The organism is Herbiconiux sp. UC225_62 (assembly GCF_042694625.1).
Taxonomy (GTDB): Bacteria; Actinomycetota; Actinomycetes; order Actinomycetales; family Microbacteriaceae; genus Herbiconiux.
The window spans coordinates 881,376-905,518 of record NZ_CP170551.1 but is presented as its reverse complement, the minus strand read 5'-3'; the positions used below and the strand labels follow the sequence as shown (position 1 = coordinate 905,518).

26 protein-coding genes and 2 tRNA genes are annotated in these 24,143 nt (G+C 68.2%); 16 read left to right on the top strand and 12 right to left on the bottom strand.

Going from position 1 to position 24,143, the window contains the following annotated elements; genetic code table 11:
• Window positions 1–47: 47 nt before the first annotated feature.
• The 3 genes from ACFJGU_RS04445 (at window position 48) to ACFJGU_RS04435 (ending at window position 707) form a co-directional block, all read left to right on the top strand.
• Window positions 48–119 (top strand) — tRNA-Thr (locus tag ACFJGU_RS04445).
• 35 nt (window positions 120–154) lie between these two features.
• Window positions 155–228: transfer RNA gene (locus ACFJGU_RS04440), tRNA-Met, on the top strand.
• A gap of 77 nt (window positions 229–305) precedes the next feature.
• Window positions 306–707 (top strand): VOC family protein, encoded by a 402-nt coding sequence (locus ACFJGU_RS04435; RefSeq protein WP_382308005.1) that lies wholly within the window; start codon window positions 306–308, stop codon window positions 705–707.
• A gap of 12 nt (window positions 708–719) precedes the next feature.
• On the opposite strand, the gene ACFJGU_RS04430 is transcribed toward ACFJGU_RS04435, so the two are convergent.
• Both ACFJGU_RS04430 and ACFJGU_RS04425 read right to left on the bottom strand, forming a co-directional pair.
• On the bottom strand, window positions 720–1,274 hold the full coding sequence (locus ACFJGU_RS04430; RefSeq protein WP_382308003.1) for an SRPBCC domain-containing protein: 555 nt from the start codon (window positions 1,272–1,274) through the stop codon (window positions 720–722).
• Window positions 1,271–1,846, bottom strand: coding sequence for an ArsR/SmtB family transcription factor (locus ACFJGU_RS04425; RefSeq protein ID WP_382308002.1), 576 nt, complete (start codon window positions 1,844–1,846; stop codon window positions 1,271–1,273). The genes ACFJGU_RS04430 and ACFJGU_RS04425 overlap by 4 nt, the downstream gene beginning before the upstream one ends.
• Window positions 1,847–1,990: 144 nt before the next feature.
• Here ACFJGU_RS04425 and ACFJGU_RS04420 point away from each other — a divergent pair, with 144 nt between their 5' ends.
• A complete protein-coding gene (locus ACFJGU_RS04420) occupies window positions 1,991–3,334 on the top strand; it encodes a DUF222 domain-containing protein (RefSeq protein WP_382308000.1) in 1,344 nt (447 codons plus the stop codon).
• Window positions 3,335–3,490: 156 nt separating this feature from the next.
• The gene (locus ACFJGU_RS04415; protein WP_382307998.1) at window positions 3,491–5,002 is read left to right on the top strand and encodes an MFS transporter; all 1,512 of its coding nucleotides are present in this window, start codon (window positions 3,491–3,493) and stop codon (window positions 5,000–5,002) included.
• Here ACFJGU_RS04415 and ACFJGU_RS04410 read toward each other — a convergent pair.
• From ACFJGU_RS04410 to ACFJGU_RS04390, 5 genes are read right to left on the bottom strand one after another with little or no spacing between them, the layout of a single operon-like run.
• The gene (locus ACFJGU_RS04410; protein WP_382307996.1) at window positions 4,999–5,526 is read right to left on the bottom strand and encodes a VOC family protein; all 528 of its coding nucleotides are present in this window, start codon (window positions 5,524–5,526) and stop codon (window positions 4,999–5,001) included. The two genes, ACFJGU_RS04415 and ACFJGU_RS04410, sit on opposite strands and share 4 nt — an antisense overlap.
• Window positions 5,527–5,581: 55 nt before the next feature.
• A complete protein-coding gene (locus ACFJGU_RS04405) occupies window positions 5,582–6,622 on the bottom strand; it encodes a zinc-binding dehydrogenase (protein WP_382307994.1) in 1,041 nt (346 codons plus the stop codon).
• 20 nt (window positions 6,623–6,642) lie between these two features.
• Window positions 6,643–7,512, bottom strand: coding sequence for a carbohydrate ABC transporter permease (locus ACFJGU_RS04400; RefSeq protein WP_382307993.1), 870 nt, complete (start codon window positions 7,510–7,512; stop codon window positions 6,643–6,645).
• Complete coding sequence (locus ACFJGU_RS04395; protein WP_382307992.1) at window positions 7,509–8,465, bottom strand: carbohydrate ABC transporter permease; 957 nt, start codon at window positions 8,463–8,465, stop codon at window positions 7,509–7,511. Before ACFJGU_RS04395 ends, ACFJGU_RS04400 begins: the two co-directional genes overlap by 4 nt.
• A gap of 37 nt (window positions 8,466–8,502) precedes the next feature.
• Window positions 8,503–9,927: an ABC transporter substrate-binding protein gene (locus tag ACFJGU_RS04390; protein ID WP_382307990.1), complete on the bottom strand. Its 1,425-nt coding sequence runs from the start codon at window positions 9,925–9,927 to the stop codon at window positions 8,503–8,505.
• Between the two features lie 292 nt (window positions 9,928–10,219).
• Here ACFJGU_RS04390 and ACFJGU_RS04385 point away from each other — a divergent pair, with 292 nt between their 5' ends.
• From ACFJGU_RS04385 to ACFJGU_RS04375, 3 genes are all read left to right on the top strand, one after another.
• Complete coding sequence (locus tag ACFJGU_RS04385) at window positions 10,220–11,092, top strand: DUF4432 family protein (RefSeq protein WP_382307988.1); 873 nt, start codon at window positions 10,220–10,222, stop codon at window positions 11,090–11,092.
• A 70-nt stretch (window positions 11,093–11,162) separates the two neighbouring features.
• The gene (locus ACFJGU_RS04380; RefSeq protein ID WP_382307986.1) at window positions 11,163–11,591 is read left to right on the top strand and encodes a 4-oxalocrotonate tautomerase family protein; all 429 of its coding nucleotides are present in this window, start codon (window positions 11,163–11,165) and stop codon (window positions 11,589–11,591) included.
• An 8-nt stretch (window positions 11,592–11,599) separates the two neighbouring features.
• On the top strand, window positions 11,600–12,166 hold the full coding sequence (locus ACFJGU_RS04375) for a TetR/AcrR family transcriptional regulator (protein ID WP_382307984.1): 567 nt from the start codon (window positions 11,600–11,602) through the stop codon (window positions 12,164–12,166).
• 41 nt (window positions 12,167–12,207) lie between these two features.
• Here ACFJGU_RS04375 and ACFJGU_RS04370 read toward each other — a convergent pair whose 3' ends face one another.
• The 3 genes from ACFJGU_RS04370 to ACFJGU_RS04360 form a co-directional block, all read right to left on the bottom strand.
• Window positions 12,208–13,209 (bottom strand): diacylglycerol/lipid kinase family protein, encoded by a 1,002-nt coding sequence (locus ACFJGU_RS04370; protein ID WP_382307982.1) that lies wholly within the window; start codon window positions 13,207–13,209, stop codon window positions 12,208–12,210.
• A gap of 158 nt (window positions 13,210–13,367) precedes the next feature.
• A complete protein-coding gene (locus tag ACFJGU_RS04365) occupies window positions 13,368–13,658 on the bottom strand; it encodes a hypothetical protein (protein ID WP_382307980.1) in 291 nt (96 codons plus the stop codon).
• A gap of 3 nt (window positions 13,659–13,661) precedes the next feature.
• Window positions 13,662–13,913: a hypothetical protein gene (locus tag ACFJGU_RS04360; RefSeq protein ID WP_382307978.1), complete on the bottom strand. Its 252-nt coding sequence runs from the start codon at window positions 13,911–13,913 to the stop codon at window positions 13,662–13,664.
• 171 nt (window positions 13,914–14,084) lie between these two features.
• On the opposite strand from ACFJGU_RS04360, the gene ACFJGU_RS04355 reads away from it, so the two are divergent.
• Genes ACFJGU_RS04355 through ACFJGU_RS04345 form a run of 3 tightly spaced genes read left to right on the top strand, consistent with a single transcriptional unit; the run spans window position 14,085 to window position 17,543 of the window.
• Window positions 14,085–14,975, top strand: coding sequence for an SDR family oxidoreductase (locus tag ACFJGU_RS04355; RefSeq protein WP_382307976.1), 891 nt, complete (start codon window positions 14,085–14,087; stop codon window positions 14,973–14,975).
• A 2-nt stretch (window positions 14,976–14,977) separates the two neighbouring features.
• On the top strand, window positions 14,978–15,778 hold the full coding sequence (locus ACFJGU_RS04350; RefSeq protein WP_382307974.1) for an SDR family NAD(P)-dependent oxidoreductase: 801 nt from the start codon (window positions 14,978–14,980) through the stop codon (window positions 15,776–15,778).
• Complete coding sequence (locus ACFJGU_RS04345) at window positions 15,765–17,543, top strand: glycoside hydrolase family 15 protein (protein WP_382307972.1); 1,779 nt, start codon at window positions 15,765–15,767, stop codon at window positions 17,541–17,543. The genes ACFJGU_RS04350 and ACFJGU_RS04345 overlap by 14 nt, the downstream gene beginning before the upstream one ends.
• Here the strand turns inward: ACFJGU_RS04345 and ACFJGU_RS04340 are convergent.
• Window positions 17,519–18,667 (bottom strand): NAD(P)-binding domain-containing protein, encoded by a 1,149-nt coding sequence (locus tag ACFJGU_RS04340; RefSeq protein WP_382307970.1) that lies wholly within the window; start codon window positions 18,665–18,667, stop codon window positions 17,519–17,521. The two genes, ACFJGU_RS04345 and ACFJGU_RS04340, sit on opposite strands and share 25 nt — an antisense overlap.
• 130 nt (window positions 18,668–18,797) lie before the next feature.
• Here ACFJGU_RS04340 and ACFJGU_RS04335 point away from each other — a divergent pair, with 130 nt between their 5' ends.
• The 3 genes from ACFJGU_RS04335 (at window position 18,798) to ACFJGU_RS04325 (ending at window position 20,543) form a co-directional block, all read left to right on the top strand.
• Complete coding sequence (locus tag ACFJGU_RS04335) at window positions 18,798–19,082, top strand: hypothetical protein (RefSeq protein ID WP_382307968.1); 285 nt, start codon at window positions 18,798–18,800, stop codon at window positions 19,080–19,082.
• Between the two features lie 139 nt (window positions 19,083–19,221).
• On the top strand, window positions 19,222–19,722 hold the full coding sequence (locus tag ACFJGU_RS04330) for a VanZ family protein (protein WP_382307966.1): 501 nt from the start codon (window positions 19,222–19,224) through the stop codon (window positions 19,720–19,722).
• Window positions 19,723–19,733: 11 nt separating this feature from the next.
• Complete coding sequence (locus ACFJGU_RS04325) at window positions 19,734–20,543, top strand: TrmH family RNA methyltransferase (protein WP_382307964.1); 810 nt, start codon at window positions 19,734–19,736, stop codon at window positions 20,541–20,543.
• 4 nt (window positions 20,544–20,547) lie between these two features.
• On the opposite strand, the gene ACFJGU_RS04320 is transcribed toward ACFJGU_RS04325, so the two are convergent.
• Window positions 20,548–21,582, bottom strand: coding sequence for a LacI family DNA-binding transcriptional regulator (locus ACFJGU_RS04320; protein WP_382307963.1), 1,035 nt, complete (start codon window positions 21,580–21,582; stop codon window positions 20,548–20,550).
• 221 nt (window positions 21,583–21,803) lie between these two features.
• On the opposite strand from ACFJGU_RS04320, the gene ACFJGU_RS04315 reads away from it, so the two are divergent.
• Window positions 21,804–23,168, top strand: a complete 1,365-nt coding sequence (locus tag ACFJGU_RS04315; RefSeq protein ID WP_382307961.1) for an ABC transporter substrate-binding protein — start codon at window positions 21,804–21,806, stop codon at window positions 23,166–23,168.
• Between the two features lie 87 nt (window positions 23,169–23,255).
• Window positions 23,256–24,140 (top strand): carbohydrate ABC transporter permease, encoded by an 885-nt coding sequence (locus tag ACFJGU_RS04310; RefSeq protein WP_382307959.1) that lies wholly within the window; start codon window positions 23,256–23,258, stop codon window positions 24,138–24,140.
• The last annotated feature ends 3 nt before the right edge of the window (window positions 24,141–24,143 follow it).

Below are 24,143 nucleotides of genomic sequence, written 5' to 3'. Positions count from 1 at the left end.
GTGATGCTATTCTCTACTGGTGCCAAAAGCCGTTCGCGGCTGCGTGCGCCCCCTTAGCTCATTGGTAGAGCACTTCCTTGGTAAGGAAGAGGTAGTGGGTCCGATTCCCACAGGGGGCTCCGGCTTCCAGCCGCCGTACGATGGTCGGAAGCATGGCGGGATAGCTCAGTTGGTTAGAGCACACGGCTCATAATCGTGGGGTCGCGGGTTCAAGTCCCGCTCCCGCTACGAAAACCCCCAAGATCTCGCCATCTTGGGGGTTTTTGCTTGTTGCCCGCGTCGCCTGCACTCGCAAGAATCGATCCATGGCATCCGTCGAGCATTTCGAGATCCCAGCAGACGACATCGCCCGCGCCAGCGCGTTCTACGCCGCCGTGTTCGACTTCGGGTACGAACCGTGGGGCGAGGAGATGGGGATGCTGCGTACCGGTGGTGGCATCGACGGCGACCTGCATCTGCGCGGCGCCGCGCCGCATCCGACGATCGTCGTGACGGTCGACCGCATCGAGGACACCCTCGCTCTCGTGCTCGAGAACGGGGGAGAGCAGCTGGGCGACATCCAGCCGCTCGATGAGGCGTCACGGTGGGTCTACATCCGCGACAGTGAAGGCAACCTGATCGGGCTCTTCGACAAGGTCGCACCCGAGGGCGAGGGCGAGGGCGGCGGCGACGGCGACGGCGGCGTCGACGGCGGCTCGCCGGAGTAGCGGCCTAGCTGCTCAGCGGCGGAGCGTCGGCGCGGCGAACCGCGCCGCGAGGGCGTCGAGGAGCGGGGCGAAGCTTTCGGCCATCTGGTCGAAGAACTCGTTCTCCCAGTCCGCGCCGGTGCCATAGGCGCTCGTGACGACGCGGAGCACGCTGGTTCCGCCTGATCCCGCCTCGATGAGGAACTCCGTGGCGATCGGGGTGACGCGCGGCAGCGTCTCGTAGACCTGCGACAGGGGCACGCCGAGGGACTCGAACCACTCGACCATGTCGGGAGCGATGTCCTCGGGCCGGTCGGCGATCGGCCAGGGCTCCTCGTAGGCGAACCGGGCGCTCGGCGTGTAGTCGGTCACGACTCCGTGCGAGGTGAAGTCGCCGAGGTCGAACGACACCGCGCCGCCCACGCGAGGGTCGAGCTGGGTCGGCGCCATCCAGGAGGTGATGCCGTCGGCGGTCGCGATCACCGCCCACACCTGTTCGGGGCCGGCGGGGACGTCGTAGCGGCGTTCCAGTCGGTGCTCGACGCGATTCGGTTCGTCGGTGGGATCGGGTTCGTCGGGGCGGTTCATGATGACTCCTTCGGTCGGGGGTAGGACGAGACGGTGAGGCGATGCGGCCGGCCCTCGTCGTTGTGGTACCGGGCGATCAGCGCGGTGACGGCCGACTGCAGCTCGGCGGCGAAGTCCGCTCTGTCCTGGGGCGACGCGAAACCGATCACGGCGTCGATCGCCAGGGTCGGCACGCGGGTCTCGGTGGGCGTGGCTGCGGCGATCGCGCCCATCTCGGTGACGGTGCGAGCGTTGAGGGCGATCAGGTAGGAGGCTGACAGGCGGTCGGCCAGCTGGTCGGGATCGAGGGCGGTGGTGCGCAGCACGCTCGGGGAGATGACGAGGTGGCGGGCCGTGCGGCGCATGAAGCGCTCGCTGATGCCGCCCCAGAGGCGCACCTCGGCCTGCTCGATCAGGCCGTGGGCCTCCAACGTCTTCAAGTGGTAGTTCACCTTCTGTCGCGTCGAGCCGATCGCCGCCGCGATCGTGGTGGCCGAGCCGGGTTCGTCCAACGCGTCGAGGATCGATGCGCGGATCGGGTCGAGCGCGACTTCGACGGCCGCGCTGTCGTCAAGTACTCGGATGTCCTGCATGCGTTCCATACAACTCTTGACAGGAAAAACTGTCAAGAGGTGATCTCGCCGGTGGGGTGAGGGTCGGTTTGCGTCAAAAAGTTGGTTTGATCGGGATGTTTACGCGGAGCGGACACCACTGCGGGGTATAATCGAGGTACGCTCATGAATCAATCCACAGCTGTCCTCCTCGCTTCCGCCGGTCACGGCGAGTTCGCCGACGGCGACACGCGACCGGTCGGGCAGATGCGGGAATCGCTGCTTCGGGGGCTCGGGGCTGACCTGGATTCGGTCGCCGCGATCCAGCGGGAGCAGGCGATGCTCGAGGCGAATTCGGTCGCGCTCCTCGCGGCAGCGGCCCGCAAGGCGAACTGGCTGGCTCGGCTCCCCGACGGGTCGCTCGAGCACGCGCGGCGGTCGTTGGTGGCGGAGGTCGCCACGACGCTGCTGATCCCCGAAGCAACGGCAGCGCTGCGCATCGACGAGGCGGAGACGCTGAGTGACTTCCTGCCCGCCACGCTCGAGGAGCTGTCGCGCGGCGACATCAGCTATCGACACGCGAAAGCTGTGGTGCGTGAGGCGAGAACGCTGCCCGAGTCTGCCCGAGCCGAGTTCGAAGTAGCGGCGCTCCCGAAGGCCACGGCCCTGACCGGTGCACAGTTCGCGACGCACGCGCGCACGCTCCGGGAGCGGATGCATCCCGACTCGATCGACGTGCGTCACCGCGAAGCCCGTGACGAACGTGCGGTCTGGGTGGAGAAGGAGCACGACGGCATGGCCACCCTGGTGTGCCACCTCCCCACGGTGGCGGCGCTCGCGATCGACGACACGGTCGATCAACTCGCCCGCGCCCTCCGGTCGCCCGACGAGACCCGAACCCACGCCCAACTGAGGGCCGACGGCTTCGTCGAGATGATCCTCCATCGCGACGGCGACACGGCCGCCCGCGCCCGGGGCATCACCGCGAACATAGCCGTCACGGTGCCGGTGATGACGCTGCTCGGCCGCTCCGACGAGCCTGCCGAAGTCCTGGGTCATGGCCCCATCGATCTCGACACCGCCCGCAGGCTGGCCGCCGGCGCCTCGTCGTTCCTCCGCATCCTGACCGACCCGGTCACCGGCGAGCGACTCTCTCTCGGCCGCGACCGCTACAAAGTGCCCGCCGATCTCCGCACGGCCGTGATCCTGGATGACGAGACCTGCCGCTTTCCCGGCTGTGTCCGGCGTTCCGACCGCTGCGATCTCGATCACACCATCGACTGGGCCAAGGGCGGAGAGACGAGCCTCGCCAACCTCGCCGCCCTCTGCCGCCGACATCACACCCTGAAACATCAAACGGAGTGGCGGGTCAGATCCGGAGACGGGCGGGCCTTGCACTGGACGTCGCCCACGGGTGCCGAACACACCACTAGGCCTCCCGGCCACATTCGCCCTCCGGCGACGATCACCCCGCACGGGCCGCGCCCGCCACGCCCTGTGCGCCACCCACCGGACGATCCGCCCTTCTGAGCGCTCCGGCGCCGTGCCGCACCGCGCGATCTCGCGCACCGATCCGATCGGCGGAGCAAAGCACGAGCGAAATCGTTCACACGGGCGTACGTTCGGTCGCGCCGCCGGCGTTGCCCGCATCCGCTCGACGAACGACCGGCGAAACGGAGGTGCGACGTGGCAGACAAGACGGATGTGACGGCTGGCTCGCCGAAGGCGAAGAGCGTGCGGAGCCTGGTTCCGGCCCGCATGGACCGATTGCCGTGGACGAGATTCCACTGGATGGTGGTGTTCGGGCTCGGGGTCTCCTGGATCCTCGACGGACTCGAGATCCAGATCATCGCCTCGAACGGCTTCCAGGAGTCGCTCGGCATGAACTCCCAGGAGGTCGGCCTCGCCGGCACCATCTATCTCGTCGGCCAGGTCGTCGGCGCCCTCGTCTTCGGCCGGCTCTCCGACAAGTTCGGCCGCAAGAAGCTCTTCATCATCACGCTGGCCATCTACCTGGTCGGATCGGCCGCGGCCGGCTTCTCGCCGAACATGGAGTTCCTCTTCGCGATGCGCTTCGTCGCGGGCCTCGGAATCGGCGGTGAGTACGCGGCCATCAACTCCGCGATCGACGAACTCATCCCGAGCCACTACCGCGGTCGCGTCGACATCGCCATCAACGGCACCTACTGGGCCGGTGCCGCCCTCGGCTCGGTGGCCAACCTGTTCTTCCTGAACCCCGACAACTTCGCCGAGAACATCGGATGGCGCCTGGCCTTCTTCATCGGCCCGCTCCTCGGTCTCGTCATGATCTACATGCGCCGTCACATCCCGGAGAGCCCCCGGTGGCTGATGACCCACGGCAAGGAGGACGTGGCCGAGAAGACGGTCGACGACATCGAGGCGCGGGTCGAGAAGGAGTCGGGCAAGAAGCTCGACCCGGTGCCCGACGATCAGGCGATCGAGGTGCAGCCGCTCGACCGTCTCCCGTTCACGAAGATCGCCAGCGTGCTCATCCGGGACTACCCGAACCGCACGGTCGTCGGCTTGACCATGATGATCACGCAGTCGTTCCTCTACAACGCCATCTTCTTCACCTACGCCCTGGCGCTGCAGAACTTCTACGGGGTCGCCAACGACGCGGTGCAGTACTTCTTCTTCCCCTTCGCCATCGGCAACCTGCTCGGCCCGCTCGTGCTCGGGCACCTGTTCGACACCATCGGCCGCCGCAAGATGATCCTCGCCACCTACGGGCTGGCCGGCATCATCCTGACCGTCTCCGGATTCCTCTTCCAGGCGGACGTGCTGAACGCCACCACCCAGACGATCTTCTGGTGCGTCGCGTTCTTCTTCGCCAGCGCCGGCGCATCCTCCGCCTACCTGACGGTGAGCGAGCTGTTCCCGCTGGAGATGCGGTCGCAGGTGATCTCCTACTTCTTCTCGATCGGCCAGATCGCCGGATCGGTGGCCCCGCTGCTGTTCGCGACCCTGATCGGCGAGGGCGAGGACCGCGGACCGATCACCATCGGCTACATCGGCGCCGGACTGCTGATGCTGGCCGGAGGCATCGTGGCGTTCATCTTCGGCGTGAACGCCGAACGCAAACCGCTCGAGGCCATCACCAATCCGCTCTCGGCGGTCGGTTCCGGCAAGCTGAAGGTGGAGGGGGAGCGCACCACCCGGGAGCGGGAGCGGACCTAGTCGACGAGCGCCTCCAGCGACGGTCGCGTCGCGAGGTATTCCTCGATGCGCAGACGACGCTCGTACTCGTTCGAGTAGGCGACCTCGACCAGTTCGAGCGAGATGCCGTCGGGGTCGTGGAAGTAGACCCAGCGCCATCCGGCGAGGGCTCCGTCGTCGAACCCGTTGACCTCTGCCAGGAACTCGACTCCGTGTCGTTCGAGCTCGGCCTTCTTGGCCGTGATGTCGTCGACTCTGAGTGCTATGTGCATCGCCCCGAGGTAGTTCTGTTGAATCGGCCGATCGTTGTCGGCCGGTCGGTTCGCATACTCCAGGAGCTCCAGCGTGGCATCCGACCCGATGCGGAGGAGGGCGTTCCGCAAGCGCGCCCCGGGCACTCCCGTTCCGCGCGCCAAGGCTTCCCCTTCCATCCAGTCGCTCGGCTCCTGGGAGAGCTCGAGGCCCAAGACGTCGTGATAGAAGTAGATCGAACGATCCAGATCCCTCACGATGATGGCCGTGTGGTGCACTCCGCGAATTGTCATTCTGCGCATTCCTTTCGATGTGACCGGATGTGATGTGGCCAGATGGCTCGTGCTGTCAGTCGAAGACGAACATGACCTTGTCGGCCCGTCTCTCGTGCACCATCCGGAACGCAGTGGGCGCCTCGTCCAAGGTGAAGCGATGGCTCACGGTAATCTCGGGCGTGATCGAATGCCGCACGAGGAAGCGCACCATCTCGTCGTATTCGTAGATGGGGAATACCCATCCGCCGATCACACTCAACTCCTTGCGCAAGAACTGCTCACTGGGGTTGATGGTCGCCGAGGAGCACTCGCCCACGAACGCCACGCGCCCGAGCCGGGCCGCCGCATCCAGAGCCAGATTCTCGCCGGCGGCGTTGCCGGAGCAGTCGATCGTGACCTCGGTGCCCCGGCCGTCGGTGAGCGCGAGGATCTGCTCGAGCGCGCTACCGGCGGTCGAGTCGCTCACGTCGATCACGTGATCGGCTCCGAGCTTGCGGGCCAGCGCCAGTCGATGGGGAACCATATCGGCCGCGATCACGCTCGCACCGCGCGCTTTCGCCACCAGCACGGCCGCCGCCCCCATCGGGCCGAGGCCCACCACCGTCACGACATCGGTACCCGACACACCGAGGCGTTTCTGCGTGTGGAACTGCGTGCCGAAGTTGTCAACCATCACCGATCCGGCCTCGTAGGAGAGTTCTGGCGGCAGTTGGAGGCACACCGCCTCCGGCGCGACGATGTATTCGGCATCACCGCCGTCGACATCGAACCCGACGCACTGCCACTGCAGGCACTGTTCGATGTAGCCGGCCCGGCAGAATTCACAGTGCATGCAGCCGATGGAGAGGTGCACCGCGACGCGATCGCCGACCGCGACGCTCCGCACGCCCGCACCGACCGCGACCACGTCGCCGGCCGCCTCGTGCCCGGGAATGATCCTTCCGCTGCCGGCCAGCGCCCCGCCCACCACGGCGTTGCCGGAGTAGAGGGAGAGGTCGCTGGCGCAGATCGCCGAGGAGCGCACTCTGATGAGCACCTGGTTCATCGCGGGTTCCGGTATCGCGCGGTCGACGACTTCGACCGTGCCGTCACCGGGTAAGCGAACTGCTTTCATCGTGGTCTCCTTCAGGGTGTTCATTTGATTGCTCCGAACGCGAGGCCCGACACCATCTGACGTCGCAGAAGAACCATGAGCACGAGGATCGGAGCGGCCGTCAGAGTCGCGGCCGCGGTGATGTTCCCCCAGTCCGTTCCGTAGAGCCCGGTGAACTGCTGGAGTCCGACCGGAGCTGTCTTGGCTCCGCTTCGCGTCAGGGTGAGGGCGAACAGGAACTCGTTCCAGGTCAGCACGATCGTCAGCACCGCAGCGGTCGCCGCGGAGGGCACGATGAGCGGCCAGATGACACGGGTCAGGATCGTGAACGAGGACGCCCCGTCGACCATCGCGGCCTCCTGCAACTCGTAGGGCAGTTGGATGATCGTGCTGCGCAGGATCCACACGACGATCGGCAGGTTGAATGCGGCATACGGGATGATGAGCGCGATGTAGGTGTCCATCAGGCCGAGCCTCCCGACGATCAGGAAGATCGGCACCACGGCCACGATCGGCGGGAACATGTAGGTCGACAGGATCCAGTTGGACAGGCCCTTACGAGCCCGGAACGAGCGCATCGAGAGTGCATATGCGGCGGGAACCGCGAGGATGAGTGCGAACGCCGTGGCGCCCAGACTCACGATCGCACTGTTCAGGAGAAGATTGGCGAACCCCTCCGAACTGCCCTCACCCGGCGTCAGCACCGCAGCATAGTTCTCGAGCGTCGGAGTGAAGATCCACGCCGGAGGGATGTCGTTCGCCAAGCCAGTGGGTTTGATCGACGTGATCAGCATGAACACGATCGGTACCATGCTGATCGCCAGCCACAGCCACAACCAGGTGCGCCCCACCAGCCAGACCGCTCGGCCTCCGGATCTGCTTCGGTTCTCCTGCGTGCCGGACGCGGTCATGACATCTCCTCGGGGTCGGCGCGGCGGCCGATGACTTTCTGCAAGAGCGGGACCAGCAGCGACAGCAGGATCAGGAAGATGACCCCGAGCGCGCAGGCAAGTCCCACGTTGAACGTCTGGAGGCCGATGCGGTAGATCCCGAGGTTGATGATCTCGGTGGAGTCGCCCGGACCGCCGCCCGTGAGGATCTTGAACGAGTCGAACGTCTTGAACGCCTGAATGGCTCGAAGAACGACGGCGATGGAGAGGAAGGGGATCATCTGCGGCAGGGTGATGTGCCAGAACATCTGTGCGCTCGACGCCCCGTCGACCATCGCGGCCTCGCGTGGCTCGAGCGGGAGGGATTGCAGCCCGGCCATCAAGATCAATGCGATGAACGGAGTCCACTGCCACATGTCCAAGATCACCAGCATCAGCCATGCGGTGGTGGGGTCGCTCAAGAGGTCGGTCCCCGGGGGCAGGCCGAGGAAACCGAGGTAGTAGCCGATCCAGCCGAAGTTCGGGTTCAGGAGCTGCTTGAACACGATGGCCGCAGCCGCGGGAGTGACGGCGAAGGGAAGCAGCATGATGGCCGCGCCCACCTTGTTCGCCCGGGTCTGGCCGGACAGCGGCAGTGCCAAGGCGAACCCTGCCGCCATCTCCAGGGCCACGACCACGACGACGAAGGCGATCGTCACGAGGAAGGAGTGCTGCGTCGACGGATTCGTGAGCGCCGTGACGAAGTTGTCGAAGCCCACGAACCTGCCCACGCCACCGAGAACCCGATCGTTGCGGAAGGCCGAGTAGAGCACGAAGATCGCGGGGCCGATGGTCAGAGCGCCCAGGACGACAAGGCTCGGCGCCATGTAGAACCAGGGCGAGCCCCGCTTCTTCGACCGGGCCGGGCGAGCGCGTAAGGGTGGCTCGATCGGCTTCGGGGGACGCTCCACTCGCGCCGGGAGGGTTCTGGTCATCGGCCGACCCCTCCCGTTCCGCGTTTCGGCTCGCTCATCAGTTCCCTGAGCCCAACAGCGCCGTTACGCGCTCGGCCGCAGATTTGAGTGCCTCTTCCGGAGTCGCGACTCCGGTCGCGGCATCGTTGACCGCGACCGCGACCTCGTGACTGATCTCGGTGTAGTTGGGCACCCGAGCCCGACCGACGCCCACGGCGAGGGACTCACCGAGGGTCTTGTAGAACGCGGCGTCGGGATTGTCGCTCGTGACGCTCTCGTAGGCCGATACCCGGCTGGGGTGCATCTGCAGCTCGGTCATGGCGGTCTGCTGTTCGCTGGCGGTCATCCAGCTGATCGCCTGATACGCCCACTCCTTGTGCGTGGAATTGGGGTTGACCGACAGCATCCAGGTTCCGAAGTGCGGTCCTTCCGCCTCGGCGGCAGGCATGGGCGCATACCCGATCCGTCCACCCGCATCCGTGACCGTGGGCGACAACGTCATCGGGCTGTAGTTCCAGGTCATGGCGGTCAGTCCGCTGCTGAAGGAGTCGGCCGTGGTGCCCCAGTCGGCCGAGGTGCTCCCGGGCGGCACCGTGCCGCTCTGGGCGAGGTCGGCGTAGTAGGTCAGGGCGTCGACACCCTCCGGCGTGTCGAAGGTGAGCTTGCCGGACGGGTCGACCAGCGTGCCGTCGCCGCCGAAGGAGGCGAGCAGGGTCTTGAAGTCATCCGTCGCCCAGTCCCCGACGCCCGCCATGATCGTCGTGCCGTACAGCCCCTTGTCGGGCTGGGTGAAGAACTTCGCGACCTCCGCGTAGTCGTCCCACGTCGTGGGCACTTCGAGCGGGCGGCCGTACTCGGCGGCGAACGCCGCCTGCTGAGCCGGGTCGTCGAACAGATCCGCCCGGTAGGCCATGGTCGCGACGTTGGCCTGGATGGGCAGACCGAAGACGTCGAAGCCTTCATCGGTGATCGCGGCGATGTCGGGTTCGGCGGTCGGGTCGGTGAACCTCTCGGTCGGTGAGTCCGCCTTGTAGACCGCCGTGTCATAGAAGACCTTGGGGATGAAGTCTCCGAGGTCGGATTCCGGCGAATCCGGGTTCAGGGCCTCGTTGGTCAGGTACGGGCTGAGCGGCTCGAGTCCCTGCACCAATGCGGGCGCCCAGGGGGTGTCGACGATGACGATGTCGTAGTAGTCGCTGCTCGAGGCGAATTCGGAGAACACCTTCTGCTGCAGCGCGTCGTACGGCATGTTGTCGATCACGAGGTCGATCCCGTACTTCTCCTTCAGCGCGGGCACGAGCGACGCGATCGCCTTGTCACCGGCCGAGGCGTCGCCGTACAGCATCCGGAGTTGCTGAGGCTTCGCGGCGTTCTCGTCGAGGCTGCTCGATCCGGCGCTGCAGCCGGCGAGTGAGAGAGACGCCGCAGCGAGCAGTGCGCCGGCCGCCAGAAGGGGGCGTCGGATGGTTCTCCTGGAAATCATGTCTAGACCTCGTCGTCTGTTTGATCGTGAAGGATGCGCCCGAGGCGCGGTCGGCGATTGCCGATGAAACTGTAGTGAAACTACCGATCAAGCCACATCTACGCAAGCCTGGCCGTGATTTTGGGTGAATATTGCTTCATGTCTTGTTTAAAAAGAATGTTTACTACAGGATGGCGACCATTACGTCGGTAAAACCGGCCCTGATGAGCGAGGGCCGAAGACGATCTTCTGCGCGCCGTGACGACCCGTGGAGCAGCGCGCCCGATCGGCTGAACCTGCCAGAATCGGGGGCATGAGCAGTCACCTACCATCGCCCGGTGTCATCGCGATCGACGAAGAGGCAGGGCTCTCGGCGCGCCTGCTGCCGGCGCGCGGCCTCGACATCGGGGAGGTCTCCTTCGCGGGGCTGCTCCTGAGTTGGGCGCCGCCCGGCGGTGTGCCGGAGGAACCGGCCACGCCGGGCCCCGATCGATGGCGGGCGTCGTTCGGCGGTCTCGTCGCGACCTGCGGACTCCACAACGTCGGTCTCCCCTCGGAGGGCTACGGGCAGCACGGCTCGTTCACGCTCACGGCCGCCACGGAGGTCTCGGTCGTTCGCGACGACGGGCTGGTCACCGTCACGGGCGTGGTCGCCGACGAAGACCTGCTCTGCCGTCGCACCCTGACCGTGACACCCGACACGGTGGCCATCACGGATGTCGTCACCAACACCGCGGCGGCTGACCGCCAGGCCCCTCTCCTCTGCCACGTGAATTTCGGAGCGCCCTTCCTCGGCCCGGATCTCGTCGTCGACGGAGCCGTCGAGACGAGCATCCCGCGCGACCCGGGTCCGCCCGTCGACTGGCGCCGGCCCGCTCGCAACGTGGTGCTCGACGATTTCGTGGTCGAGCACCGTCTGGCGCCTGGAGCGCCGCAGCTCCTGACGCTGACCGACTCGGTTCAGCGGGTGAGGGTCACCGTCGGCTGGACGGGCCTCGATCGCGTGCACCAGTGGATCGATCTCACGCCCTCGAAGTACGTCACCGCGATCGAACCGGCCAATTGCTCGGTGATGGGCCGTGAATTCGATCGCGCCGCCGGTCGCGCCCCGATGCTCCGACCGGGGGAGTCCCGCACCACCGGCGTGACCATCCGCGCCGAGCGATTGGACCTCGAGAGCGCTTGACTATGACGCTCGTCATAGTGCACCATCGGAGAAGCGGATGACTCGTCCGCCCCACTCCGAGGAGCACACCATGCCCATGATCGACGTGTACGCCACCACCGGCACCTTCGCCGATAAGCACCGGCTCGCGGGCGACCTCGCGGCGACGCTGAAGGCCATCGAGCAGGTGCCCGACATCCCACTCTTCCGCAAGAACACGGCGGGATTCGTGCACGAGCTGCCCGCGGGCGACCTCTCGAACGTCGACGGCGACAGCGACTACGTGCGCGTGCAGGTGCTGACGAATGCGGGAGCTCTCAACCGGGAGCAGCAGCTCGCCGTGGTGGAGCAGTTCACGCAGATCGTGGCGGATGCCGCGGGCGATCCCACGCTGGCGGAGCGCACCTGGGTGCTGCTCACCGAGGCGGTGCAGGGCGGATGGGGCCTCGCCGGGCACGCCAACACGAACGACGAACTGGTGCAGGCGGCCCGCGCCCAGATCGCCGCGCTGCAGGGCTGATCGTCGCGATGGTCTCGGAAGCACGCACCCGGATGATCGAGGGCGCCACCCGCCTGCTCGCCGAGCGCGGGCTGCAGGAGACCTCCTTCTCGGAGGTGCTGGCGCTCACCGGAGCCCCACGCGGGTCGATCTACCACCATTTCCCCGACGGCAAGGATCAACTGGTGGGCGAAGCGGTGCAACTCGCCGGAGAACGCGCGATCGCGATGCTGGAGTCGAAGCGAGGAAGCAGTGCAGCCGAGGTGGCCGAGTTCTTCCTCGAGATGTGGCGCACCCTGCTCACGCGCACCGACTTCCGCGTCGGCTGCTCGGTGGTGGCGGTGACGGTCGCGACCGACTCGGCCGAGCTGACCGACGCGACGGCTGCCGTGTTCCGGGGCTGGCGCGCGCGGCTCGCCGAGCTGCTCGAGGAGGGCGGTGTTCCGGCCGATCAGGCCGGCCGCCTGGCCGCGACGGTGATCGCCGGATCGGAGGGCGCGGTGGTGCTCAGCCGGGCGGAGCGCTCCATCGAGGCCTTCGACCTTGTGGCGGCTCAGCTGGTCGAGGACGTGCGCCGCGCATCCGGCCCAGTCTGATCGGCCCGCCCGTCTCCGTCACGCGCGCAGCCCGCGCACGTCTAGAGATCGACGGCGTCGTCGCGCGGAACCCGCAGGGTGAGGCCCTGGTGCAGAACCGTGAGCGCGACCTCGGTCACCTCGCCGATGACGTCGCCGTCGAGCTGGAGGAGTTGCGGCGCCGCGAACCGCACGTCGAAGCGGCGGGCCTGCACGTAGTTCAGGCCCTTGAGGTCGGGGGTGCGTTGCATGAGCCAGCGCCCGGAGCGGAAGCGGTGGAACAGTCCGTTGGTTGCCAGCCGCGACCCCACCCGAGCCCAGCCGAACGGCCCCTTCGGCCGGAAGACCACCACGTCGAGCAGTCCGTCGTCGACGATCGCATCGGGGAGCAGGAGGATGTTGGCGGTCAGTGTGCCGCAGTTTCCCGCGATCACGGTGTGGGCGCGCAGGGCGGAGGGGCGACCCCCGTCGATGCGGTACTGCAAGTGCACCTGCTTGTTGCCGAGCACGGAGCGGGCGATCGGGTCGGTGTAGGCGAGCCATCCGATGCGCTTCTTCAGGGCCGGATTGGTGTTCGCGGCCATGTTCGCATCCAGACCGATGCCGGCCATCACGAGGAACGCGCGGCGCACCACCGCCCGGTCCGGCGTGCGGCTGGCCGCGAAGGCGATGTCGATGCTGCGGTCGGCGCCGGTGAATGCGGTGCGCACGGCGTGCGGGAGGTCGGTGAGGGTGAGGTGCAGGTTGCGGGCGAGCAGGTTCCCGGTTCCGGCGGGCAGCAGCGCCAGGGGGACGCCGGTGCGGTAGATCTCCTGCGCGACCGCGCGCACCGTGCCGTCGCCGCCCGCGACGAGGACGACGTCCGGGGCCGTCGCGACGGCGGCCCGGGCGGCGGCGGTTCCGGAGTCGTGCTCGGCGGTCTCGAACCATTCGGTCGGCGCCCAGCCGTACTCCTCCTCGGCCGCGGCGACGGTGGCGCGGAGCGTCTCGACCGGTACCTTCACCGGATTGAACACCACCGCCGCGAGCCGTCGGCCGCGCGCTCTCCCCGGTTCGTCTGTCACGACGTCGAGCGTACGACGTTCCCGGCTCCGGCGCCTGCCGCGCCCGGCACCGCGCGGCGGGACCGCCTCGGCCACTACCTCGGGCGCTTCTCGAGCGTCCAACTGAACGCCAGTCACTACCGCTGGCCAAGGAACCAGACCTTCGCGCTCCGGCGGTCCTACTGCGTCGCGCTGGTGGAACCGCTGAACGGCGGCTCGATCGCGGGATCGACCTCGTTGAAGAACGCCTTCGTGATCTGCTCCCAGTCGGTGCCCTCGATGTAGCCCTCCTGGCCGTCGGGTGTCAGGGTCGTGTAGACGGGCTCGCCCTCCTCGCCCACAGGCGACTTCACGATGAGGTAGCCGAAGAGCGTCCCGTCGCGGGACAGGGCCCAGCGAGGCGGTCCGCCCGCGAGCGTATACGTGAAGCCGCGGTGCTCGAGCGTCAGGGTCTCGGATTCCAGTGCCATGGTCTACTTCCTCTCGGCTGCGCGCTCGGCGATCGAGGTGCGGATCGCCTCGTCGTCGACGTCGATGTCGCCCGCGTCATCCGGGCCGCCGACACCCGGCACCGACTTCACGGCCGACTCGTCGATGTCCGGATCGTCGAGGTGGGCGGAGGTGCGCGGATCATCCTGGGCCTGCTCGGTCTCCCGCCCGCTCGACGGGCTGTAGGACATGTCCTTCTGAACCGTGCCGTCGTCGTTGCCGCTCTGGATCGCCATGGTTCCTCCTGGTGTCACGGATGTCGCCCTGGGGCGCGAGCGGCCCTGTGGCCCTCTCGACGGTACGCCCGATCGGCCCGCAATCGTAGGGGAGGAGGGCTGCGATTCAGGGCCTTCGGAGGCTTCGGCGAATCCGTGGCCGGTTGGGTCGGATCGTCATACGGTGAGCCCATGTCGACCATGTACACGCCCCAGGACCCGATCCACCAGTACCCCGGCCCGCCCTTCCCGCCCCAGCAGCAGTCGGCTCCGGGCGACGTGCACGAGATGGACCCCGAACCGGACCACGGCGAGAAGAGCTACGTCGGCTTCGGTCGTCTGGCCGGCCGCAAGGCCCTCGTGACGGGCGCCGACTCCGGCATCGGTCGCGCGGTGGCCATCGCCTACGCCCGGGAAGGCGCCGACGTGGCCCTGTCATACCTGCCGGAGGAGCAGTCGCAGGCGGAAGAAGTCGCCGCTCTCGTCGAGGCCGCCGGTCAGAAGTCGTTGCTCTTCCCCGGTGACCTGCAGGACGAAGCCACGAACCAGGCACTCGTGCAGGCGACCGTCGACGCGTTCGGCGGCCTGGACATCCTGGCGATCATCGCCGGCACCATGCCCACCGTCGATTCGATCGACGACTTCGAGACCGCGACGCTCGACCACGTGCTGAAGGCGAACATCTACCCGCTGTTCTGGCTCACCAAGGCGGCCTCCCCGCACCTGAAGCCCGGCGCGTCCATCGTGACCTGCTCGAGCATCCAGGGCTTCAACCCCTCGCCGTCGCTGGCGGAGTACGCGGTGTCCAAGGCGGGGATCGCCAACTGGACCCGTGCGATGGCTCAGCAGCTCGCCGAGCGCGGCATCCGCGTCAACGGCGTGGCGCCGGGCCCGGTCTGGACCCCGCTGCAGCCCGCCTTCGTGCCGAACGAGAAGATCGAGTCCTTCGGCAGCGAAGCCGCCTACGGCCGTCCGGGTCAGCCCGTCGAGCTGGCCCCGCCGTTCGTGATGCTCGCTTCGCAGGAGGCGAGCTACATCAGCGGCGAGACCATCGCGGTCACCGGCGGAACCCCGGTGCACTGACGATGGACCTCGGAATCGCGGGCAAGACGGCCCTCGTCACGGGCGGCGACTCGGGGATCGGCTGGCACACCGCACGCCTCCTTCTCGACGAAGGGGCGACGGTGGTGCTCTCCGATCAGGATCAGTCAGAACTCGACAAGGCGGCGGCGAAGCTGAAGGCCCCCGACGGCCGACACTTCGCGTTCGCCGCCGACATCACGAGTGTCGACTCGCTGGCCGCCCTGCACGCGAGCGTCGCGGATGCGGTGGGCGACATCGACATCCTCGTGCAGGCCGCCGGGGTCACCGGGGCCCAGGGACTGTTCCACGAGCTGACCGACGAGGGCTGGACGAAGACGATCGAGACCGACCTGATCGGCCCGGTGCGGCTCACCCGCGAGTTCCTCCCGGATCTGCGGCGCGGCGGCTGGGGCCGGCTGGTCTACCTGGCGTCGGAGGATGCGGTGCAGCCCTACGACGACGAGCTGCCCTACTGCGTGGCCAAGGCCGGCATCCTGGCGCTCGCGAAGGGCCTGTCGCGGTCGTACGCCCTCGAAGGCCTGCTGGTGAACGCGGTGTCGCCCGCCTTCATCCGCACGCCGATGACGGACGCCATGATGCAGAAGCGCAGCGCCGAACTCGGGGTGACCGAGAAGCAGGCGATCGAGTCGTTCCTCGACGAGGAGCGACCCTACATGGAGCTGAAGCGCCGTGGCGAGCCTGAAGAGGTGGCCGCCGTGGTGGCCTTCCTCTGCTCGGAGGCGGCCTCGTTCGTCAACGGCTCGAACTACCGCGTCGACTCGGGTTCCGTTGCCACGATCTGACGGATACGCGGATCTCCGCGACTACGCCTTCGTGGGCGACGGCCGGACGGTGGCCGCCGTGGCCCTCGACGGGCGCATCGACTGGCTGCCGTTCCCCTCGCTCGACACCGCTCCCGTCTTCGGGGCCCTCGTCGACGCGGAGCGCGGCGGCCACGTCGCCCTACGGCCGGACGGTGACTTCACCTCGCGGCGCGAGTACCTGCCCGGCACCAACGTGTTGCGCACCACCTTCACCACGGAGCACGGCGAGGCCATGGTGACGGATGCGCTGGTCACCGGAGTCGCGGGCCGGCTGCCCTGGGCGGAGCTCGCCCGGCGCATCGACGGGGTGCGTGGTTCGGTGGTGTTCCGCTGGGAGGTGGTGCCCGGGAGCCTCTTCGTGGGCGCGCCTGTGCGGCGCATCGAGACCGTGCACGGCCCGCTGCTGCGCGTGGGGACCGTCGACCTGGTGCTCGTCGGCTTCGGCCACGGACGCAGCGACGCCGTGGGGTCGAGTCGCTTCGAAGGCGCCTTCACCACGACGGCGGGGTCACGGCACCTGCTCGCGCTCTGCGGCACCGACGACGAGCCGATCCACCTCCCCGATCCGCATATCGTCGATCAGGGCATCGACCGCACCATCGACAACTGGGCGCACTGGTCGGACGTGTTCGACTACGAGGGCCCGTGGGCCGACGCGGTGCAGCGCAGCGCCCTCGCCCTCAAGCTGCTCATCCATTCGCCCACGGGCGCCATCGCCGCGGCGGCCACGACGGGTCTGCCTGAGAACGTCGAGGGGGGCAAGAACTACGACTACCGATTCGCGTGGGTACGCGACCTCTCCTACGCGGTGGGCGCGCTGACGCATTTCGGACTGCGCGAGGAGACGCATGCGGCCGTCTCGTGGGTGCTCACCACCCTCAAGAGCCACGGCAACGAACTCGGCATCTTCTTCTCCCTCGACGGGTCGACGCCCGCCGGTGTGCGGCGGACGGATGCGGAGGGCTGGCGGGGCATCGGCCCCGTCGTCACCGGCAACGCGGCCGCGGGCCAGCTGCAGCTCGGCGTGTACGCCGACGTGCTGGGCATCATGCGACAGTACGTCGAGGCGGGCAACATCCTCGACGGCGGCTCGGCCGGTCTGCTCGTGGAATTCGCGAACAGCGCCTGCCGGATGTGGCAGAAGAAGGATTCAGGCATGTGGGAACTGCCCCGTAAACGCCACTACACGACGAGCAAGATCGGCTGCTGGCGGGCGCTGACGGATGCCTGCCGACTCGCCGAGCTCGGCGAGCTGCGTCCCGGTGCCGAGGATCTGGCGCTCTGGCAGAAGAACATCCGCCTGCTGGAGAAGTGGATCGCGAAGCACGGCTGGTCGCGGCGGCGCGGCAGCTACGTGGCGTACCCGGGCGCGGACGCCCTCGACGCGTCGATCCTACTGCACGCCGGCAGCGCGTTCGGACCGGAGGAACGGATGCGCGCCACGGTCGACCGCGTCCGTTCCGAGCTCGCGGTGGGCCCGCACGTCTACCGCTACACCGGGGTCGACCGGGAGGAGGGGGCGTTCGTGGCCTGCGGATTCTGGCTCGTGCAGGCCCTGACCGAGCTGGGCGATCTGCCCGACGCGATCGCCCGGATGGATGCCCTCGTGGACTCGGCCAACGACGTCGGACTGTTCTCCGAGATGATCGATCCGGAGACGGGAGACTTCCTCGGCAACCTGCCGCAGGCGCTCAGCCACCTGGCGCTCGTGAACGCGGCTCACGCCATCCGGTCGGCGGGCTGACGCGACGCGGCGTCGTCGCGGGCGTGCGCCTGAGCGAGCTCCCGGGCGATCTCGGCGACGGCGTCACGGCCGGCCCGGTTCGCGCCCACGGTCGACTGTGACGGACCGAAGCCGATGAGGTGCACGCGGTGGTCGCGCTCGACGCGGGTGCCCCGCAGGGCGATGCCGCCCTCGGCGTTCCTCAGCTGGAGCGGGTCGAGATGCGTCAGCGACGGCTTGAATCCGGTGGCCCAGAGGATGACGTCGACCGAGGTGAAGGTGCCGTCGGCCTCGCGCACGCCGTGCGGCTCGATCGCGGAGAACATCGGTCGCCGATCGAGCACCCCGCGGTCGCGCGCGGCGAGGGCATAAGGCGTCCAGGCGAGCCCCGTGTACGAGACGACGCTCCCCGTGCGCCGGCCGGCCTCGACGTCGGCGACGACCTTCGCGATCGTGTCGCGGCCGATCGTCTCGTGGTCGAACTCGCCGGGAAGGAAGACGGGTTCGCGGCGGGTGTACCACGCGGTCCAGGCCACCCGGGAGATCTCCTCGAGTTGCTGCACGGCGGAGATCCCGCCGCCGACGACCGCGACGCGGTGGCCGGCGAACTCCTCGAGGCTCGTGTAGTCGCTGGTGTGCAGCTGGCGGCCGAGGAAGGTGTCCTGCCCGGGATAGGCGGGCAGCGTGGGATTCGTCCAGGTGCCGGTGGCGTTCACGAGATACCGCGTCGCCCAGGGGCCGTCCGTGGTCTCCAGGCCGAGTCGGCCCTCGGGATCGTCATCGAGGCGCTCGACCCGCGTCACGGTCACGGGCCGGATGATCGGGAAGCCGAAGCGCTCCTCATAGGCGCCGAAGTAGCGGGGCACCGCGTCGCGACTCGGCTCCTGGTCGTCGATGGGCGGCTTCGGGAACCCGGGGAGGTCGAAGATCCCGTTGACGGTCGCCATGCGCAACGACTCCCAACGGTGCTGCCAGGCTCCTCCCGGGGCGGCATCCGCGTCGAAGACGACGTACGTGCGCTCGGCGTCGGGGTGCTGGAGGGCGCTCACGAAGCCGCGTCGTTGCAGGTGGTAGGCGGCCGACAGCCCCGCCTGACCCGCGCCCACGACCACCACCGTGGCCAAACGCTCCACCTGCTCACTCACACTCCGTTCAACGCCCTGCCGCCCACGATGTTCCCGTCGGCCCTGAGGCAGGCCGACGCAGAGGGTGCCGGAAAGTGAGGGATCACGTTAGGGTTCGTGACGGAACATTCACCACTTGGAGGGAATCACCATGACCGCAACACCCGCACCCCAGACCCCGCAGAACGCCCCCGCCGGCCAGGACTACCCCGGCAAGACCCTCGGCATCGTCGGCCTGATCCTCGCGATCTTCTTCAACCTGATCGGCCTCATCGTGTCGGCGATCGCGCTCAGCCAGTCGAAGAAGGCCGGCTACAAGAACACCCCGGCTCTCGCCGGTGTGATCGTCGGCGCGGTGCTGCTCGTGCTCGGGATCATCATCTCGATCATCGTCGGCGTCACCACCGCCGCGACGATGAGCACGCTCAACTACTGAGCCTCTCGCACCACAGGCGAACGCCCCGCTCGACTCCGTGAGGAGTTCGGGAGGGGCGTTCGTCGTCTCGGATCGCTCTCGGCGAGGTCATAGCTCGCGTTCAGTATTTCGGGCGCCGCGCCTGCGAGGGTGGAGCACCATGATCACACCGCTGCTCTCGCTCTTCTTCGCCGGCGCGCTCGCCGTGCTGACCGTGGTGGCGCTCGTGCGGTCGGCCGGACCGTCGCCGCTGCCGGCGAGATGGGCCGTTCCCCTGGTGGGTGTCTGGGCGGCCTCGGTCGCCGTCATGACGCTGCGGCCGGGATCCGGACTCGGGATGCGGCTGAACCTCGTGCCGATCCTGTTCGACGGACCGGCCTCCGCGGTCGACGCGGCGCTCAACGTGGCCGTCTTCGTGCCGTTCGGGCTGCTGCTGGCGGCTGCAGCCGTACGCTTCCGCACGACGTTCCTGGCCGCGCTCGCGATCACGCTCACGATCGAGGTGTCGCAGTACGTCGCCGACGCCGGCCGCACCGCCGACATCAACGACGTGCTCACGAACGTGGCGGGCGCCTGTCTCGGCTGGGGGATCGCGCGCGGCATCCGCGCCGTCTCCGCTCGGGTGTCCGCCGCGCGCACCCCCGCGCCCGCCCGCCTCTAGACTCTCCTTCCATGCCCGTCATCCCCGTCGCCGATCTCGGCGACCCGCGTCTGGCCGACTACGCGCACGCCACCGATGTGGCGCTGAAGAAGGCGCGTGGCAGCGAGCACGGCCTCTACCTCGCCGAGTCCCTGCTCGTGCTGCAGCGGGCGCTCCGGGCCGGCCACGTTCCGCGCTCGGTGCTCGCGCTGGGCACGAGCGAAGACGAAGCGGTGGCGGCGCTCGCCGAGGCCGGGCATCTCGAGGTGCCCGTGTTCGTCGGCCCGGGCGAGTTGCTCGCCGAACTCACCGGCTACCTCCTGCACCGCGGGCTGATCGCGTCGATGAACCGGCCCGCGCTCCCGGATGCCGCGGCCCTGCTCGCGGGCGCCCGCCGCGTCGTGGTGATCGAGAACGTGGTCGACCCCACGAACGTCGGCGCCATCTTCCGCTCGGCCGGGGCGATCGGAGCGGATGCGGTGCTCGTGACGCCGCGCTGCTCCGATCCGTTCTACCGGCGCGCCATCCGGGTCAGCATGGGCACCGTGCTCCAGGTTCCGTGGACACGGGTGGGGGAGTGGGCGACGCTCGCCCCGCTGCTGCGCGAGTACGGTTTCCACACTGCGGCCCTCGCCCTGACCCCGGATGCCGTGAGCCTGCGCGACTTCGAACGCCGGGTTCCCGAGCGGGTCGCCCTGGTGCTCGGCGCGGAGGGCGAGGGCCTCACGGCCGAGGCGATCGCGGCGGCTGACACCGTGGTGCAGATCCCGATGCTGCACGGCATCGACTCACTGAACGTGGCCGCGGCGTCGGCGGTCGCCATGTGGGCCGTCTCGGGCTGACCGCTCAGGCCTCGACCGAGGGCCTCGGCGCCGTCGAATCGCGCACCACGAGCTCCGACGCGAGCTGCACGCGCGGGTTGGCGATGGAATCGCCCCGCGACAGGGCGAGGAGCAACCGGGTGGCCTCCGCTGCCATGCCGGAGAGCGGCTGCCGCACCGTCGTGAGCTGCGGGCTCACCCACTGGCAGAGGTCGACGTCGTCGAAGCCGACGACCGAGAGGTCCTCGGGGATGCGGATGCCCCGTTCCCGGGCCGCGAGGTAGACGCCGTAGGCCTGCTCGTCGGAGCCGCTGATGATCGCGGTCGGGCGCTCGGGCAGGTCGAGGAGTTCGCCGCCGAAGGTCTGCCCGCCCGCCGTGAGCGAGTCGCCCTCCCGCACCAGGTCGGCGTCGGTCGCGACCCGGGCGCGACCGAGCGCCGAGAAGTAGCCGTCGAGCCGGTCTTGGTGGCACTCCAGCCTCAGTGGACCGGTGATGAACCCGATGCGGGTGTGCCCGAGGGCGAGCAGGTGCTCCGTGGCATCCCGGCCGCCCGCCCAGTCGGTGGCCGCGACCGTGACGTACGACTCGGTGTCGGTGCCCACCGGATCGATGAGCACGACCGGCACCTGAAGCCGCGACAACTCGTCGCGCGCACCGTCGGCGAGCTCGGACACCACGAGCACGACGCCGTCGGTGCCCCGCGCCGTGAGCCGCTCGATCCAGTCGGGCGTACCCGCGGGCCGCCCGTCGGTGACCGTCACCACGAGATCGGCGCCCTCACGCGCCGCCTCGGCCTGAGCACCGCGGAGCAGGCCGGTGGCCCACTGCGTGTCGAGGCTCGAGATCACGAAGTCGATGAGCGCCATCTCGCGTCGGGGTTTGCGGCGCTCGTAGCCCCGCTCGTCGAGGAGCTTCTCGATCTCCGTGCGCTTCGACTCCGAGATCCCGCGCTTGCCGTTGAGTACCCGCGACACCGTGGGCACGGACACCCCGGCGGCTGCGGCGATCTCGGCGAGCGTGGTGGTGCGCTCGACGGTTCGTCGTGCTCCTCCGACCATCGGTTCCTCGCAATCTGTGGGGTGGTACCGACGCACTGTTGACACCGGACCGGCGACGAACCTAGTATATCGATCACGCAATGTGCAACGCAAGTTGCGTAGTAATTATCGAGATGCTTGCGACGCAAGTTGATCCCTGTGCACCGCAGCACACCCGAGCGCGGCACCGCCGACGCTCGTAGATCCCCGCAGAGAAGCGGGGTCCTACCAGGAGGAAATCAATGTCAACACAGTGGTTTCGACGGCGTCGTGCCGGCGCGATTCTGATCGCCGGTGCGGCCGTCATGGCGCTCGCCGCCTGCTCGGGCGGAGGAGCGGCACCCGCCGACTCCGGTTCCGCCACCGAAGGCGACATCACATGGTGGGGCTGGACCCCCGACAAGACGAACGCCGACAAGCTCATCGCGGCGTTCAACGAGGAGTACCCCGACATCAAGGTGGAGTTCGTGTCGAAGCCCATCGACACCTACGACTCCGTGCTCGGCCCGGCGATCACGTCGAGCGAAGGCCCTGACGTCTTCAACGTCGCGCCCGGTTCCGCCAACGGCGGTGTCGACACCTTCCAGGCCGGCGCCATCGACCTCGGGCCCGCCGTCGAAGGTGCGCTCGGTGCCGACTGGCAGACGAAGCTCGCCACCTCCGGTGTCGACGGCCTCATGGTCGACGACAAGGTGGTCGGTCTCTCGGCGGGTGCGGTCTACTCCGGCAGTGTCTGGATCAACCAGGACATCTTCGACCAGTACGGCCTGAAGCCCCCGACCAACCTCGACGAGTGGAAGTCGGTCTGCGACACGCTGACCGCCGCCGGCCAAGGCTGCTTCGTGCAGGGAGCCGGCCAGTGGGCCTTCGACATGGACACCTTCGAGGCGATCATGGAGAACGTCGACCCGGGCGCCTACGTGAAGGCCACCCAGGGTGAGATGAGCTTCACCGACCCCGTGTTCCTCGAGGGCATGGAGATCTGGAAGCAGCTCTTCGACGACGGCATCATGCAGGAGGGCGCCGTCGGCCTCCAGCAGTACCCGGATGCGAACAACGAGTTCATGTCGGGCCGCTACGCGATGGTCATGATGGGCACCTGGTACACCCAGTACACCGTCAAGGACATCATGGTCGCCGCCATGGAGGCCGCCGGAGTGAGCAACCCGGTGCCCTTCACCATGATCCCGATCCAGTTCCCGGATGTCGCGAACACCGGCAACGTGGGCAACATGTTCGGCGACGCCGACTACGGGCTCGCGGTCAGCGCGAAATCCGACCAGCAGTCGGCCGCGACGACCTTCGCGCTCTGGCTGGCCACCTCGGACGGCGGTCAGCAGGCGGTCGCGAACACGTTGAACAACATCCCGTCGCTCAAGGGCGTGCAGCCGCAATGGGACCAGATCGATCTGGTGAACCCGGATGCGCAGCTCGACTCCCTGAAGGAGCTCACCGAGATCGCCGGCGCGTCCACCCAGCCGCGCTTCGCGACGGTGAGCGCCGACCTCAACACGGCGTTCCGCGACGCGCTCATCGGGGTGGCCACGGGCGACGTCGCCCCTGAGCAGGCGCTGGAGAACCTGCAGGCGGTCGTCGACGCCGGCTAGGCGTCGACCATCCCCCGGTGCCACGAGGGGGTGGGCGGGTTCCTCCCGCCTCCTCGTGGCACTCAACCTCCCAGCAATGGAGCTCTCATGAATGCTTCCTTCGGAAAGCGGTTCGGGCCAGGCGTCGGCTTCGTCTGGATCCTCCCCGCCCTCGCCCTCGTGATCGGGATGATCTACTTCTCGATCGGGTTCACCGGCTACGTCTCCACCCTCGACTGGAACGGCTTCGTGCTGAGCCCTTCCGAGTTCGTCGGCTGGGACAACTACACGGCCATGCTGCAGGATCCGATCTTCTGGACCGCGATCTGGCACACCGTCGTCTTCTTCGTGGTGACCTTCACCATCCAGACCGCGATCGGCTTCACGTTCGCGGCGCTGCTGCACTCGCGCATCCGCCTGGCACCGATCTACAAGGTCATCATCTTCGTGCCGACCGTGCTCGCCCCGGCCACCATGGCCCCCGTGTTCCGGTCGATCTTCGACGCCAACGGCCAGTTCAACTGGCTGCTGGACCACGTGGGCCTGGGCGCCCTGGCCCGGCCGTGGCTGGCCGAGAGCGCCACCGCGATGCCGGTGGTCATGGTGGTCACCATCTGGCAGTGGACCGGGTTGACCTTCATCCTCTTCTACGCGGCGATGAGCCAGATCGACCCCCAGGTCCTCGAGGCGGCTCGCGTCGACGGCGCGAGCAACTTCCGGACGCTCCGCTCGATCATCTGGCCGCTGTGCTCGGGAACCACGATCGCGCTCGCCACCCTGGGGGTGATCGGGGCCCTCAAGACCTTCGACGTGCCCTACCTCGTGACGAAAGCAGGTCCTAACCACGCGACCGAGTTCCTGGGGACGTACATCTACCAGACGATGGTGCAGGAGAAGCACTTCGGCTATGCGGCCGCCATCTCGGTGGCCCTGCTCGTGATCGCCATCGGCGGCGGCGTGCTCCTGCGCGCGCGGCGCCGGAAGGAGTCCTGACCG